Genomic DNA, 15,856 nt, shown 5'->3' on the forward strand with positions numbered 1-15,856 from the left:
TGGACAATTTCTATGAGAACATTCTAAATTCAACAGGTGTTTTATAATCAAGTGAACCATGTATCCTGATATTATTATACCAGTTTACATAATCAAATAATTCCAGTTCTAACTCTTCTAAACTATCAAACCTTTTATTAAATGCAAATTCTGTTTTTATAATTTTATATGTTGCTTCAGCTACCGCTTTATCATACGGACATACTTTTGTGCTTAGTGATCTGGTTATATTAAATGTTTTTAATGCTTTTTCAATTTCTTCATTTTTAAATTCACTTCCACGATCACTACTATACCGAATTCGGCATAGTTAGTATGAAACAAATCTATCTTACTTAAATCATATTTTATTGAATAAAGTGCCTTTTCAACTGGTTTGGCATTTTTATTTTTTTCAGCTGCATATCCTACAATCTCTGTTATACAATTCTAACATCAGACATACATAATTCCATTTGCTATCTGTATTTACTAATATTGGCTCGTTGTTATTAGATCTAGGTTTTTAATTGTTATTTATCACAATTAATATTGTTAAATCATGGGAAAAATATAGGAAAATATCGATAAAATATATAAAATTTGTGATATGAATGTTATAATATTTATATGCAATAGTTGTGATATATATATTATTTTAATAGTTGGGTTTATACATTGTATAGTACAATTGTTGTTCAAAAAATATTTTTGAGAAGGGAGGAAAATGCAAGGTTATACTTGCGAACAGATGAAAAAGATTAAATTTTTATTATCATTACTGGTTTCTTTTACTGTATTAGCGTATATGACACCATTATCAGTTAAGGCGCAAAATACAGATAGTACAGAATTATATATAGAAGCCAATTACAATCAGTCTGAAGCACGAAGAATGCTAGGTATGATCAATGACTGGAGGACAGGTGATGATGCTTGGATATGGGATGAAAAAAACGAGAATAAAATTTACTATAATACAAGCTCAAATAACACTTTACAGCCACTTGCATATGATTATGCTTTAGAACAGATTGCTATGCAACGTGCCGCAGAAATTGCTTTAAACTATGATCATATTAGGCCAGATGGAACAATTTGTTTTACTGCAGAATATGAAGGAGTAAATTCATATGGTGAAAATATAGCAATTGGAACATATGGAAATGCAGAAGTTTATTTTGAACAATGGCAAGAAACTAACGAGTTATATGGTGGTCAGGGACACCGAAGAAACATGTTGAATCAAGGATTCAATGCAATAGGTATAGGGTATGCCGAAGTAAATGGTGTTAAATGCTGGGTTCAAGAATTTGGAATGTATAAATCTAATATTCCAGAAATACCAGTATATGACGGTTTGCGACATGTACCTGTTGTAATTGCCGATATGTATCACCCTGAATCTATTGTTAAAAGTTTGAATCAAAAAATTGATGTAGAAATTGGGAAAACAGTCGATATTCCTGCTGTTAAGTTAGGCATAGAAACAGATGTATCAATTGGTTGGTTTGGACCTGATGGAATTCCTATTACAGTAGTACCTGATTTAAGTGCTGATAGTGATATTATAACTATATCAAACGGTAAGATAACAGGATTGAAAGTTGGAGTTACAACATTTAGTGCAAATGTTTATGGATGCACAATTAACTATACTATTAATGTATTAGCATGTAGCGAACATACCTGGGATGATGGTCAAGTTACAAAAGAACCATCTTGTAGTGAACAAGGTATTATGACATATACTTGTACTGCATGTGGTACAACAAAAACTGAATTTATACCTAAAACTGAACATACCATAGTAGTAGATGAAGCTAAAGCCCCAACCTGTACAGCTTCAGGTTTAACAGAAGGTTCCCACTGTTCTGTTTGCAAAGAAGTTATCAAGAAACAGGAAATAGTGCCTGCAACAGGACATGAGTATGAAGTAATTAATCGTGTTGAATCGGAATTTCCTTGTGGAGGAGATTTGGTTACATATAAATGTAAATATTGTGAAGATTCATTTAAACAAACAGAAGGTTCAGGACATATTTGGGAAAATGAATATACAATTGATAAAGAACCTACTTGTACAGAACCGGGTTCTAAGTCTAAACATTGTATTTATGGATGTTCAGAAGTAACAGATGTTGTTGAAATTGATTCATTAGGTCATAGTTTTACAAATTATGTATCAGATAATAATGCGACTTGTACGAGTGATGGAACTAAGACAGCTAAATGCGATCGTTGTGATGAAACTGATACTATCGTAGACAAAGGTTCTATGTTGTCACATCACGGTGGGGAAGCAACCTGTACAAAACGAGCAATCTGTGAAGGCTGTGGTCAAGAATATGGTGAAGTCAATCCGAATAATCATGTTAAAACACAGTTAATTAATCAAAAAGAAGCCACATGTACCGAAGAAGGCTATACTGGTGATACTATATGTAATGAATGCAAAGAAATTGTTGTAGAAGGAATGGTAATAGAAGCTACTGGTCATGATTACAAAATAGTAAATAGGGTAGAATCTGAATTGCCTTGTGGTGGAGAAATAGTTACATATACATGCAACAATTGTAATGATACATACACAGAAACAATTAACGGTAAACATCTATGGTCTGATGATTACAGTGTAGATAGACCAGCCACATGTACAGAAGATGGATTAAAATCAAGACATTGTTTATACGATGGATGCACTGCTGTTACTGATAGGATAACTATAGAAAAACTAGGACATGATTTTGTAAATTATATACCAAATAATGATGCAACCTGTGAACATGATGGTACTATGATAGGAAAATGCAGTCGCTGCGATGAAACTGATACAATTGTAGATGAAGGTTCAAAATTACCACATCAAGGTGGAGTAGCTACTTGTACAACACTTGCTGTTTGCGAAAAATGTGGGAATCAATACGGCGAAGTTGATCTAAATAATCATATTAAAACACAGTTAATTAATCAAAAAGAAGCAACATGTACAGAAAATGGATATACTGGTGATACGGTATGTACAGGATGCAACGAAGTTTTAAAGAAAGGTACAGTTATTGAAAGTGCAGGACATCAATATAAAGATGGTATTTGTACAGTGTGTGGTGCAAAAAAACCTAGTACAGTAATACCTATAGATCCTAATAATCCAACGGACTCTGATAAAACTGAAAATTCACAAAATGTTACTAATACTGATATTAAAAAAGCTAATTCAGTAGCTACAGGTGATGATAGTGAATTAGTTGCATATGGAATGTTAGCTATTGCAATGTTAGGATGTATTTGTTTAGCTATTCGTAATATAAAAAAAGAATATTAAAATAGTTATATAAAATGCCGGTATGTATTATCATATCGGTATTTTTATAAGAAAGTAATCGACATCTTCTTAAAATAATTAATAGGAGATTTATGTAAGAGTTGTAAAAACGTAAGAATATGAAATACGGATTTGTTAAGAAAAAATATGTAAATTAATTTAAATGTAATTTATATATGGTGTAATTTATGAATATTTATAGATAATATATTATATATGAATTGATAATTATTGTTCAGTTTTCTACTTAAGTGATTATTATCTTATTTAATATAAAATAGAGTTGAACTAGTCAATATTATATTTTTAATACAATCATGAAAAAGTACATTGTAGAATTATTTATGAAGATATTAAATTAGAAGATAAAAGCTACATATTTTTTGTACCGGGAAATTTAAAAGCTGATGATAGATAATACTATAGAGTATTTTAAAAAAGTTATTAAGCTAGAAGTTGGTAATTTGAATAAGTCTAAATATCATTAATAATGTATTTGAATGTTATAATCAGGAAGAATAATGTAAATATTAAAATAATATTTTAAAATAAAATATAGATTTATTGTTAAAGTTTGATAAAAATGTAAAAAAAAGTTTTTTTATAAAAAACAGTGAAATAATCGAATAAAAATATAATCACTTATATTTTAGAGATAAAAAAATTCAAAAAAGGTATTGCAAAGAATATATATATATGCTATTATAAACAAGCAGACGACGGAGACATACTCAAGAGGCTGAAGAGGCGCCCCTGCTAAGGGTGTAGGTCGGGAAACTGGCGCGAGGGTTCAAATCCCTCTGTCTCCGCCATTAAAATATTGGTCTGGTAGTTCAGTTGGTTAGAATGCCGCCCTGTCACGGCGGAGGTCGCGGGTTCGAGTCCCGTCCAGACCGCCATTATTAGATTCTGTTTAACAGAATTTTTTTATTTTATACCTAGATTTAAAAACGATTTTAAGATGACTTAAAATCGTTTTTTACTTATGATGTTTATTAATATATGCGTGCATAATAGCAATCATTGTTTTAGAATCAAAAATTTCACCACTTACCACTTTTTGATATGCTGTATCGATATCTAAACGTATTAATTCAATAACCTCATCTTCATCGCAGTCTAAAGGATTTTCAACTTTAAATACATCTTTAGCTTCATATACATAAAGCCATTCATCGCTATAACCAGGTGTTGGTAAGAATTTTGCGATTAATTCAATTCCTTTAGCGCTATAACCTGTTTCTTCTTCTAATTCTCTTAATGCACAAATACCAGTATCTTCATTTAATTCAAGTTTTCCTGCTGGTATTTCTAACGTATCAGTAGCATTAGGATAACGGTATTGTTTTACAAGCAGGATTTGATCATCAACTATTGCTAAAACACCAACACCACCATGATGTCTAACAACTTCTCTAGTTGCAATATTTCCGTTTTCACATTCAACTTTATCTTTATATACGTTGATTATCTTACCTTGATAAATTAGCTCGCTAGAAAGCTTTTTTTCCATATAAATCACCTCATTTAGATTATAACAAAAAAAGTATGCGGGGGTGCATACTTTTTTCTATTATTTCACGTAAGGGTGATAATAGGGGGTATGTAAAGCGAATGTCTTCACTTAACAATTAAATTATAGCACTAGTTCAATTAAATGTAAAGGGTTACATTTTAAAAGTATTAGGTAAATGGATAAGGTTTTGTTATAATGGATATTGGTGATGGAATTGAAAAAATTAGTAATAACAAAAAATGATGCTAATCAGCGTATTGATAAATATTTAAAAAAGTTATTAGTCAATGCGCCAAGTAATTTTATTTATAAAATGTTTAGAAAAAAAGACATTAAAGTAAATGGCAAACGAGTAAATGAAAAGTATATATTAGCTGATGGTGATATTCTAGAAATGTTTTTATATGAAGATAAGTTTAAAGAATTCACGGCTGAAAAAAGCATTTATGAAGTTGAAAAGACTTTCAAAGTTTTATATGAGGATAAAAATATTTTAATAGTTGATAAGCCAGCTGGATTATTAGTACATGAAGATGCTAATGAAAGTATTAATACCCTAACAAATCAAGTATTAAGTTATTTAGCTTCTAAAAACGAACTTGATTTAAGTCGCGAAAATACTTTTATGCCTGGGCCGGTTCATCGTTTAGATCGTAATACAAGCGGGATCGTAATTTTTGGAAAAACACTTGCAGCACTTCAGGATCTAAATGAAATGATCAAACTACGGCATTGTATTGAAAAAAGCTATTTAACTATCTGTAAGGGTAATTTATCAACGCCAAGGCATTTAAAAGGGTATATGGTAAAACTTGAAGATAAGTCACAAGTTAAGTTAGTAAATAAAGATTATCCAGGAGCTTTAACAATGGAAACCCTTGTTAAACCAATTAAAAATAAAAATGATTTTAGTTTAGTTGAAGTTACCTTAGTTACAGGGCGAATGCATCAAATCAGAGTACATTTAGCTAGTATTGATCATCCAATAATTGGTGATCGCAAATACGGTGATTTTAAATTAAATAAAACAATAAAAAATACATTTGGTTTAAATAACCAGCTATTACATGCATATAAAATAAAATTTGTTAAAACAATCGGAACATTAAAATATCTTCAAGATAAAGAAATAGTTTGTAACGTACCAAAACAGTTTGAAAAAATAGTTAAAACTTTGTTCTAGATATCTTTAAAATATCTAACCTTTATTGTATAATTATTTGTAGTACATTAGGAGGATAGATATGAAATATTACATTGGAATTGATTTAGGTGGAACAAACGTACGTACTTTACTAGTTGATGAAAAAGGTGCAACATATAGTGAAGTAAAAGATAATACAGAAAGAGAAAATGGACCAGATTACGTTTGTGCTAAAATTATTCGCCAAATTGAAAGCTTAGATACTTCAGTTTGTGGTGGTCTTGAAGGTGTTAGCGGTATTGGAATCGGTGTTCCAGGACCAGTTGATACAGTTAATGGGACAATGATCATGGCTACAAATTTACCAGGATTTGAAAATTATCCTATTTGTGATAAATTAGCAGATCGTTTTAATTTACCAGTATTTATTGATAATGATGCTAACGTTGCTGGATTAGCTGAAGCGCTTTTAGGAGCTGGTAAAAATTATCCAACATGTTATTATGTTACAATCTCAACAGGAATTGGTGGAGCGTTTATTGTTGATGGTAAATTAGTTTCTGGTGGTCGTGGACATGCTGGTGAAATCGGAAATATCATCGTAAAAAATAATGGTTATAAATTTGGTGGTTTAAATCCAGGTGCTGTTGAAGGTGAAGCGAGCGGTACTGCAATTACTAGAAAAGGTAAAGAAATATTAGGTGATGATGTTGTAAATCATGCTGGTGATGTTTTTAGATTAGCTGCTGAAGGTAATTTAAAAGCTAAAAGTATTGTTGATGAATGCGTTTCTCAACTTGCAACAATGTTTGCTAATATTGCTCATACAGTTGATCCACATTGCTTTGTAATTGGTGGTGGAGTTATGAAATCACGTGAATATTTCTTAGATAGCTTAGAAGAACAATTTAACTCTAAGATCCATGTTGGTATGCGTGGACATATCCCACTATTAAAAACAGAATTAGAAGATTGTGGTGCTATTGGAGCAGCCATGTTACCAATGTCAAGATTAGGATAAAAAGAAAGGAAATCATCCTTTCTTTTTTTAAATTATATGGTTTTTTATATTAAATAATGTTATTATAGTCGGGTGAGGTGACGAAAATGTCAAAGAGAGTAGTATTAGGATTAAGTGGCGGTGTTGATTCGGCAGTTGCTGCTTATTTATTAAAAAAACAAGGATATGAAGTTATTGCAGTTTTTATGCGTAACTGGGATAGTCAATTAAATAACGATATTTTAGGTAATCCAACTAATGATGATGATATTTGTCCTCAGGAAAAAGATTATAATGATGCAAAAGCAGTAGCTAAGTGTTTAGATATTCCAATCAAACGAGTTGATTTTATTAAGGAATATTGGGATCATGTTTTTACATATTTTTTAGATGAATATCGAAAAGGAAGAACTCCAAATCCAGATATTTTATGTAATAAGCATATTAAATTTAAAGCTTTTTTAGATTATGCAAAAACATTATCAGCAGATTATATTGCTACTGGTCATTATGCAAGAGTAGTTCATCAAGAAGGACAAGATTCAATCATGTTAAAAGGTGTTGATCATAATAAAGATCAAACATATTTTTTATGTCAATTAAATCAAAAACAATTACAAAATTCTTTATTTCCATTAGGAGATATCGATAAAAGTGAAGTTCGTAAAATTGCTCATGAATTGAACTTGCCAGTAGCTGATAAAAAAGATAGTACTGGTATCTGTTTTATCGGTGAACGTGATTTTAAAGAATTTTTACAAAATTATATTCCGGCACAACCAGGGAATATGGTAGATATTGAAACTAATAAAGTAATTGGACAACATTCAGGAATTATGTACTATACAATTGGTCAACGTAAAGGATTAGGAATTGGTGGACCAGGTGCTGCCTGGTTTGTTGTTGGTAAAGATTATGACAAAAATGTTTTATATGTTTGTCAAGGTGATCAAAAAGAATGGTTATATTCAACCGGTGCTTTAATTAGTGATGTTAACTGGATTGCTTCTAAAAAGCCAGCTGGTAAAATATCATGTAATGCAAAATTTAGATATCGACAAAAAGATAACCCAATTAGTTTGGAATTCGTTGACGAAAATACAGTTTATTTAACTTTTGACCAGCCAGTCAAAGCAGTAACTCCTGGACAGGCAGCAGTATTTTATGATGGTGATGTTTGTTTAGGTGGTGGAACCATCGAAACGGTTTATAAAGATGGTAAACCAATCGAATATTTATAATGATTATTTATACTGGATATATTAAGAAGATTCGCTTTTATAGCGAATCTTCTAATTATCTTGTTGCTTTAATTGAAGTTGAGCAAGAAGATAAACTAATTACTATGACTGGCTATATGAATAATTTTAATGACTATGATAAATATGAATTTACTGGTGATTATGTTATTCATCCTAAATATGGAAAACAGTTTAAACTAGAGCAATATCGAATTATTTATGCTAAAGAAGATGATGAATTAATTAAATATCTTTCCAGTCCTTTATTTAAAGGAATTGGAAAAACTCTAGCAACAGAAATTGTTAATACCTTAGGTGAAGGTTGTATTGATAAAATTAAAACCGATAAACATAGTTTAGATATTGTAAGAGGAATGACTGAAAAACGACGAGAAACAATATATGAGACTTTAACTAGTGGAGATTATGATCAGGAAGTAATGCGCTTTTTTATGGGTCATGGCATTAGTTTGAAAAATCTTGGTTTAATTCAAGCTTTTTATCAAGATAAAACGTTAGATGTCTTACAAAATAATCCTTATCAGTTAATTGAAGATATTGATGGAATTGGGTTTAAAACAGCTGATGAATTAGCTATTAAAACTGGTGGCAGTTTAGATGCTCCTAATCGAATCAAAGCAGGAATCATCTATAGTATAAAACAATATGGTTTTAATACTGGTAGTACCTATTGTTTATTAGATGAAATTAAAACAATGTTTACAAAAATTATTTATAACATTGAAGAAACTGTTTTTGATGAGTATTTAAATGAATTAATTGATGAAGGTCTAGTTGTTTTAGAAGAAGAACGCTATTATTATTATGAAATGTATGAAGCAGAAAAAAATATTGCCTCTTTTTTAAAAAACTTAATTAATCAGCCCGAAGAAATAGTAGATGAAGCTGAAGTAGCACGCTTACTAAAAAATTATGAACAAAAACAAGGAATTGAATATGCTAGTAAGCAAAAAGAAGCAATTAATTATTTCTTAAAATCTTCATGTATGATTTTAACTGGGGGACCAGGAACTGGTAAAACTACAATTGTTCAAGCGTTATTAAAAATTTATAAAACATTATTTCCTGAAGATAAAATTGGTTTAGTTGCGCCAACTGGAAGAGCAGCAAAACGTTTAAATGAATTAACTGGAATAAGTGCTTGTACGATTCATCGTTTATTGAAATGGGATCTTCATAGCAATACATTTGCAATGAATGAAAAAAATCCTTTAGATATTGAAGTTTTAGTTATTGACGAGTTTTCAATGGTTGATTGTTTATTGCTGCACCGTATTTTTTTAGCCGGAAAAAGAATTCGTAAAATTCTTTTTATTGGCGACTATCATCAGTTGCCATCTGTTGCTCCTGGTAATGTTTTACATGATTTAATTGCAGCAGGAATTAAAACGATCGAACTTGATGAAATTTTTAGACAAACAAAAGAATCGGGAATTATTCAATTAGCTCATCATATTATTAATGAACAAATTGATGATACTGCTTCATTATTTGAACAATATCCGGATATAAATTTCTTTTCTTGTCCAAACTATGATGTCGTAAAAAACGTGAAGAAAATTGTTCAAAAAGCCATTGATGAAGGTTATGATTATAACGATATTCAAGTATTAGTTCCAATGTATCAAGGTGTCGCAGGAATTGATGCTTTAAATGATGCATTGCAGGATGTTTTTAATCCATGTGATGATGAAACTTTGATTTATCGTGTTGGTCGTAAAGAGTTTAGAATTGGTGATAAAATATTACAACTAAAAAATCGGCCTGATGATGAAGTATTTAATGGTGATATTGGAACATTAATTGATATTTGTTTAAAAGACAATTTTGAATATCTACAAGATACACTTGTTGTTGATTTTGATGGTAATATTATTGAATATACTAGTAATGATTTTAATACTATTACACATGCTTATTGTATGTCGATTCATAAATCACAAGGGAATGAATTTAAAATTGTCATTATGGCAGTATTATCAGATTATTATGTGATGTTAAAGCGAAATTTATTATATACTGCAATAACCCGTAGTAAACAATCTCTTTTTATTTTGGGTAGTTTTAAAGCGTTTATGTATGGTTTAAATAATTACCAGGATTTTCGCCGTAAAACGAGTTTGATTCAACGTTTTGAAAAAGAAGAAACAATAAGTGTGTATGATTTTCTTAAATAAAGACAAACTAGATTGAGGTGAGTTTTTATGATAGCAAGAAATAAATTGTTGTTAGGAATGTCGGTGGCATCATTAATGATTTTGCTTAGTGAATGTGACTGTGTTGAAAATATGATGTGTAACTTAAAAGAAAAGATGTAAATTTATAGTCTTGAAAAATAAATATAGATAGTTTATAATTTGGTAAATCGTTGAAAAAGAAGAGTACTATATTTGATAGCTTTTTAGAGAGAGTATGGCTGGTGAAAATACTTAGTATCGTATAGGAAAGCTACTTTGGAGAGTAATTAAAATTTACCGTGTAAGCTACGTTATCAGCTAATTAAGGGCATGAGTTTTCATGAACTAGGATGGTACCGCGATTTAGTCGTTCCTAGATAGGGACGACTTTTTATTTTGTAGAAGTAAAGGAGAATAGGATGAAACAATTAACTGGAAATGAAGTAAGAAAAATGTTTTTGGATTTTTTTGAAAGTAAAGGCCATAAAGTTGAGCCAAGTCATTCATTAATTCCTAATGATGATCCAACTTTATTATGGATTAATGCTGGTGTTGCGGCTATTAAAAAATACTTTGATGGAACAATCAAACCAGAAAATCCAAGAATTACAAACGCTCAAAAATCAATTAGAACTAATGATATTGAAAATGTAGGGAAAACTGCTAGACATCATACATTTTTTGAAATGTTAGGTAACTTTTCAATCGGTGATTATTTTAAAAAAGAAGCTATTGAATATGCTTGGGAATTACTGACTGATGAAAAATGGTTTGCTTTTGATAAAGAAAAACTTTATATTACTGTTCATGATCATGATGATGAAGCTTATGATTATTGGGTTAATGAAATTGGAGTTGCTAAAGACCACATTTTAAAAACACCTGGAAACTTCTGGGAAATCGGTGAAGGGCCATGTGGACCAGATTCAGAAATCTTTTATGATCGTGGTGAAAAATATGATCCTGAAGGTTTAGGAACAAAATTATTTTTTGAAGAGTTAGAAAATGATCGTTATGTCGAAATCTGGAATCTAGTATTTTCACAATATAATTCTCAAGAAGGATTAAAACGTGAAGAATATAAAGAATTACCACAAAAAAATATTGATACTGGAATGGGATTAGAAAGAATTACAAGTATCTTCCAAAATGGAGAAACTAATTTTGATACTGATTTCTTCTTACCGATTATCCATCAAGTAGAAAAAATTGCATCAGTAAGTTATCAAGAAAACAAAATGGCATACCGTGTTATTGCCGATCATATTAGAACAGTAACATTTGCTTTAGCTGATGGAGCATTATTTGATAACGCTGGTCGTGGTTATGTTTTAAGAAGAATTTTAAGACGTGCGGTTAGATATGGTAAACAAATCGGTATTGAACAAGCATTTATGTACAATTTAGTAAGCACTGTTAGTGATATTATGAAAGAATTCTATGATTATTTACCAGAAAAAGTAGATTATATTAGTGATCTAGTTCGTAAAGAAGAAGAAGCTTTCCATAAAACATTATCTAACGGTGAAAAATTATTAAATAATATTATCACTAAAAATACAACAGGTGTAATTAGTGGTAAAGAAGCATTTAAGTTATATGATACTTATGGATTCCCATTTGAGTTAACTTTAGAAATTGCTAGTGAATCAAATTTAAAAGTTGATGAAGAAGGATTTAAAGAAGAATTAAAGATCCAGCAAGAAAGATCTCGTGGAGCTCGTAGTGAAGGTGAAAGTATGACTAGCCAAAAACCTGATTTAATGTCTTTTGATTTACCTTCAACATTTGAATATAATCCAGCTAATATTAACAGCGTAGTTATTGGATTGTTTAAAGACGGAGTCAAAGTAGATCGAATTGATGATTATGGTGAAATTGTTTTTGATACAACAACTTTCTATGCTGAAATGGGTGGTCAATGTGCAGATACCGGAACTATCTATAATGAAAATTGCTTAGCAGAAGTAGAAAATGTTTTAAAAGCACCAAATCAACAACATTTACATTTTGTGAAATTGAAAAAAGGAACTATTACTTTAGGAGATATTTTAACTTTAGATGTTGATAAAGAAAAACGTAATAAAATTATTGCCAACCATAGTGCAACCCATTTATTACAAGCTGCTTTAAAACAAGTTCTTGGTAGTCATATTAACCAGGCTGGTTCTTATGTTGATGATCAACGTTTAAGATTTGACTTTACTCATTTTGAAAAAATTACAAATGATCAAATTAAAGAAATTGAAGCAACTGTAAACGATGTTATCTTTGATGGTATTGATGTAAGCATTGATTTCATGAGTAAAGAAAAAGCATTAGAAAATGGTGCAATGGCTCTATTTGATGAAAAATATGGTGATACAGTACGTGTCGTAACAATTGGTGATTTTTCAAAAGAGTTATGTGGTGGCTGCCATGTAAGCAATAGTGCTAAAATCGGTCTATTTAAAATCGAAGCTGAAGAAAGTGTTGGTAGTGGTGTTCGTCGTATTGAAGCAGTTACTGGTAAAAAAGCATATCAAGCTCTTGTTCATGAAAAAGAAGTTGTTGATACAATTAGTGATGTTTTAAAAATCAAAAATCGTAAAGAAGTTGTCAACAAAGTAACAGCTTTATCAAAAGAATTAGCTGCTGATAAAAAAGAAATTGAAAATTTAAATAGTAAATTGAATGCTTTAAATGCTGCTAATAAAGTTAACGATGTTCAAGATATTAATGGTGTTAAAGTATTATTAGTAGAAGAAAAAATTGATAGTGCTAAAGCTAAACAATTAACATTTGATTTTAGAGATAAATTAGATGAAGGAATTGTAATTTTAGTTTCTCAATTTGAAGGTAAATGTTCATATTTTGTTGGGGTAACTAAAGATTATGTTGCTAAAGGATTTAAAGCAGGAGATATCGTTAAGAAAATAAATGCTGTCGTTGATGGACGCGGTGGTGGAAAACCTGATTTTGCTCAAGGTGGTTGTCCAGTAAATGATAAAATCGCTATGATTAAGACTGAGCTTAAAAACTTCTTTTAATTTACTAATATTTGGTGTAAAATGATGTTATAGGCTAAGCCTTAAGGGGGGCAATATTATGCAAGATTTAACAAAAACAAAAGTATTCAGTTCTGAAGATATGCGACGTGAAATGATTCGTCAAAATCTAAAAACAGTAATAGAAGCGTTAAATGAAAGAGGTTATAACGCAGTACATCAAATTGCTGGGTATTTAATCTCTAATGATCCTGCTTATATTTCTAGTCATAAGAATGCTCGAAATATTATCCAACAAATTGAACGTGATGAAATTATTGAAGAGTTAGTCAAATCATATTTGGAGAAATAGAATGAAAAGAATTTTAGGTTTAGATTTAGGTTCTAAAACCTGCGGTATTGCCATGAGTGATCTATTAGGAATGATTGCTCATGGTGTAGAAACGTATCGTTTTAAAGAAAACGATTATCATGCTGCTTGTAAATATGTTGCTAAGATCATTAAGGAAAATGATATTGAAACAGTTGTTCTTGGGCTTCCTAAACATATGAATGGTGATCTAGGAATAAGAGCTCAGATTTCTATTAAATTTAAAGAAATGTTAGAAAAAGAAGTTCCAGGAATAAATGTTGTTTTAGTAGATGAACGATTAACTACTAAAGCAGCTGAAAATCAATTGATTTTTGCTGATGTTTCACGCAAGAAAAGAAAAAAAGTAATTGATAAAATGGCAGCAGTAGCAATATTACAAGGATACTTAGACAGTAAATAGAAAGGAATATTAATGGAAGCAAATAAAATCCAGGTTATTGATGACCAAGGAAATGAAAAAGAATTTGAAGTCTTATTTACTTTTAATAACGATGAATTAAATAAGCAATATGTTTTATACTATGATGTATCATTAGATGAACCTAGTGTTTATGCATCAATTTATGATGAAACTGGACAATTGTTCCCAATTGAAACCCCTGAAGAATGGGAATTAGTAGAAGAAGTATTCCAAAGTTTTATGGGAGAGCAACAAAACAATCATGAATGTTGTCATGGCGGTAATGGTTGTCATCATCATGATGAAAAAGATCATGAGTGCTGTCATGGTCAAGGTCATGGTGATCATGAATGTTGTCATAACCATGAAAATGAAGAAGAATGCTGTCATAACAGTAAAAATAATTAATAAAAGCTAATTAAATTAGCTTTTTTATCTTTAAAAATAGAAAAGGTGGTATTATTAAATGGCTTTATTTGGTTTATTTGGGAAAAAGAGAATAACAGAATCATTCTTTGTTAATTCTTATGGTAATGATCAAACTAGAGGGCTTTATACATTTCAAGTTGATGTTGAAAATGGGGAAATATTATATAAAAAATTTTTTAAGACACCATCAGATCCGATTTATAGTTTTAATTATGGTCGTTTTGTTTGTGTGACTTATAAAAATCGTTCCGGTACACAAGGGGATGGCGGAATTTGTTCATATGCTGCAACGTCAGATATTTTAGCATTAGTTTCACATATTAGTGATAATGGTAAAACTTATGTTCATGCTTGTACTAATGGAGATCACGAAACAGCTGATAGACTATATGCAGTAGATTATTATAATAGTGAAATTTTAGTAGCTCGTATTGAAAAGAAAAAACTAATTGCACCATGTTCTAGATATCAATTAGAAGGTCATAGTATTGACCCTAAAAGACAAAATCAACCACACCCATGCTATGTTGATTTTACACCAGATAAACAACGTTTAATTGTAGTTGATTTAGGTTTAGATAAAGTTTTATTATTTAAAATGATTGATCGTGAAATTGCTTTGGATGAAGAACATTCATTTGATTTACAACCAGGTTCTGGTCCTAATAAAATTTTATTTAACAAAGCTGGAACAATCGCTTATGTATTAAATGAGCTATCTTGTACTATAAACGTTTATAAATATAATGATTTAAATTTTGAGTTGATTCAAACTATTGATACGTATCCAAAAGAAGGTTATGAAGATATACCAAGTACTGCTAGTCAAATGATTTTTAGCGAAAAAGAAGAAAGATTATATGTTACCAACTGTGGACATGATAGTTTATCTTTATTTATTGTTGATAAAGAAACTGGTATGTTAACTTATAAAGATTTCGTTGATACTTCACCAAATCCACGTGATTTAAAAATCTTTAAAGATCGCTGGATCGTTGTAGTATGTCAAAAAGGTGGCGTAGTAGAAAGCTATGAATACCGCAAAGAACGTGGTGGTATGTTATTTGAAACTAAATACAGTTATATGGTAAATGAGCCAGTATGTATTACTAAATTTGAAACAATTTATTAAAATTTCGATAGAGATGTTTTCATCCAATGTCATTAAGTTAAGGAATGAATGACATATGAGGGTTATATTGCAAATATGCCCTCTCTTTTTTATCATTTTTTCAAAGAAAAGTATTGACATTACAACGATAGT

Annotated in this window: 11 protein-coding genes, 2 tRNA genes, 1 pseudogene and 1 other annotated feature; of the genes and pseudogenes, 12 read left to right on the forward strand and 2 right to left on the reverse strand. The window is 30.2% G+C overall.

The features are described 5' to 3' along the window. Positions 1 to 10: 10 nt before the first annotated feature. A pseudogene (locus B5F09_RS13155) lies at positions 11 to 472 on the reverse strand (transposase); the annotation flags it as partial. 234 nt (positions 473 to 706) lie between these two features. Between B5F09_RS13155 and B5F09_RS13160 the strand changes: the two are divergent. The 3 genes from B5F09_RS13160 (at position 707) to B5F09_RS13170 (ending at position 4,203) form a co-directional block, all read left to right on the forward strand. After that, complete coding sequence (locus B5F09_RS13160; protein WP_087374721.1) at positions 707 to 3,304, forward strand: CAP domain-containing protein; 2,598 nt, start codon at positions 707 to 709, stop codon at positions 3,302 to 3,304. Between the two features lie 721 nt (positions 3,305 to 4,025). Beyond that, a tRNA-Ser gene (locus B5F09_RS13165) sits at positions 4,026 to 4,116 on the forward strand. 10 nt (positions 4,117 to 4,126) lie between these two features. Further along, positions 4,127 to 4,203, forward strand: a tRNA-Asp gene (locus B5F09_RS13170). A gap of 80 nt (positions 4,204 to 4,283) precedes the next feature. Here B5F09_RS13170 and B5F09_RS13175 read toward each other — a convergent pair. Next, the gene (locus tag B5F09_RS13175) at positions 4,284 to 4,817 is read right to left on the reverse strand and encodes an NUDIX hydrolase (protein WP_087374723.1); all 534 of its coding nucleotides are present in this window, start codon (positions 4,815 to 4,817) and stop codon (positions 4,284 to 4,286) included. A gap of 217 nt (positions 4,818 to 5,034) precedes the next feature. Here B5F09_RS13175 and B5F09_RS13180 point away from each other — a divergent pair, with 217 nt between their 5' ends. The 9 genes from B5F09_RS13180 (at position 5,035) to B5F09_RS13220 (ending at position 15,724) form a co-directional block, all read left to right on the forward strand. Beyond that, positions 5,035 to 6,003: an RluA family pseudouridine synthase gene (locus B5F09_RS13180; protein ID WP_087374737.1), complete on the forward strand. Its 969-nt coding sequence runs from the start codon at positions 5,035 to 5,037 to the stop codon at positions 6,001 to 6,003. A 61-nt stretch (positions 6,004 to 6,064) separates the two neighbouring features. Further along, complete coding sequence (locus tag B5F09_RS13185) at positions 6,065 to 6,985, forward strand: ROK family protein (RefSeq protein WP_087298364.1); 921 nt, start codon at positions 6,065 to 6,067, stop codon at positions 6,983 to 6,985. Positions 6,986 to 7,071: 86 nt separating this feature from the next. Beyond that, positions 7,072 to 8,205, forward strand: coding sequence for a tRNA 2-thiouridine(34) synthase MnmA (gene mnmA / locus B5F09_RS13190; RefSeq protein WP_087298365.1), 1,134 nt, complete (start codon positions 7,072 to 7,074; stop codon positions 8,203 to 8,205). Further along, complete coding sequence (locus tag B5F09_RS13195) at positions 8,205 to 10,403, forward strand: ATP-dependent RecD-like DNA helicase (protein WP_087374725.1); 2,199 nt, start codon at positions 8,205 to 8,207, stop codon at positions 10,401 to 10,403. The genes mnmA and B5F09_RS13195 overlap by 1 nt, the downstream gene beginning before the upstream one ends. Before the next feature lie 182 nt (positions 10,404 to 10,585). Beyond that, positions 10,586 to 10,781 (forward strand) — a binding site (T-box leader). 41 nt (positions 10,782 to 10,822) lie between these two features. Beyond that, positions 10,823 to 13,432: an alanine--tRNA ligase gene (alaS, locus tag B5F09_RS13200; RefSeq protein WP_087374727.1), complete on the forward strand. Its 2,610-nt coding sequence runs from the start codon at positions 10,823 to 10,825 to the stop codon at positions 13,430 to 13,432. Between the two features lie 58 nt (positions 13,433 to 13,490). Next, on the forward strand, positions 13,491 to 13,742 hold the full coding sequence (locus tag B5F09_RS13205) for an IreB family regulatory phosphoprotein (protein WP_087298368.1): 252 nt from the start codon (positions 13,491 to 13,493) through the stop codon (positions 13,740 to 13,742). Between the two features lies 1 nt (position 13,743). Then, the gene (ruvX, locus tag B5F09_RS13210) at positions 13,744 to 14,163 is read left to right on the forward strand and encodes a Holliday junction resolvase RuvX (RefSeq protein WP_087374729.1); all 420 of its coding nucleotides are present in this window, start codon (positions 13,744 to 13,746) and stop codon (positions 14,161 to 14,163) included. A gap of 12 nt (positions 14,164 to 14,175) precedes the next feature. Next, on the forward strand, positions 14,176 to 14,571 hold the full coding sequence (locus tag B5F09_RS13215) for a DUF1292 domain-containing protein (protein ID WP_087374731.1): 396 nt from the start codon (positions 14,176 to 14,178) through the stop codon (positions 14,569 to 14,571). Positions 14,572 to 14,629: 58 nt separating this feature from the next. Next, positions 14,630 to 15,724, forward strand: a complete 1,095-nt coding sequence (locus tag B5F09_RS13220) for a beta-propeller fold lactonase family protein (protein WP_087374733.1) — start codon at positions 14,630 to 14,632, stop codon at positions 15,722 to 15,724. The last annotated feature ends 132 nt before the right edge of the window (positions 15,725 to 15,856 follow it).

Origin of the sequence: Erysipelatoclostridium sp. An173 (genome assembly GCF_002160495.1) — a bacterium.
GTDB lineage: Bacteria > Bacillota_I > Bacilli_A > Erysipelotrichales > Coprobacillaceae > Thomasclavelia > Thomasclavelia merdavium.

Excerpts from the sequence above, each read along its gene's own strand:
- B5F09_RS13160 (WP_087374721.1), top strand. The coding sequence starts at position 707 with ATGCAAGGTTATACTTGCGAACAGATGAAAAAGATTAAATTTTTATTA.
- B5F09_RS13175 (WP_087374723.1), bottom strand. The coding sequence starts at position 4,817 with ATGGAAAAAAAGCTTTCTAGCGAGCTAATTTATCAAGGTAAGATAATC.
- B5F09_RS13185 (WP_087298364.1), top strand. The coding sequence starts at position 6,065 with ATGAAATATTACATTGGAATTGATTTAGGTGGAACAAACGTACGTACT.
- mnmA (WP_087298365.1), top strand. The coding sequence starts at position 7,072 with ATGTCAAAGAGAGTAGTATTAGGATTAAGTGGCGGTGTTGATTCGGCA.
- B5F09_RS13195 (WP_087374725.1), top strand. The coding sequence starts at position 8,205 with ATGATTATTTATACTGGATATATTAAGAAGATTCGCTTTTATAGCGAA.
- alaS (WP_087374727.1), top strand. The coding sequence starts at position 10,823 with ATGAAACAATTAACTGGAAATGAAGTAAGAAAAATGTTTTTGGATTTT.
- B5F09_RS13205 (WP_087298368.1), top strand. The coding sequence starts at position 13,491 with ATGCAAGATTTAACAAAAACAAAAGTATTCAGTTCTGAAGATATGCGA.
- ruvX (WP_087374729.1), top strand. The coding sequence starts at position 13,744 with ATGAAAAGAATTTTAGGTTTAGATTTAGGTTCTAAAACCTGCGGTATT.
- B5F09_RS13215 (WP_087374731.1), top strand. The coding sequence starts at position 14,176 with ATGGAAGCAAATAAAATCCAGGTTATTGATGACCAAGGAAATGAAAAA.
- B5F09_RS13220 (WP_087374733.1), top strand. The coding sequence starts at position 14,630 with ATGGCTTTATTTGGTTTATTTGGGAAAAAGAGAATAACAGAATCATTC.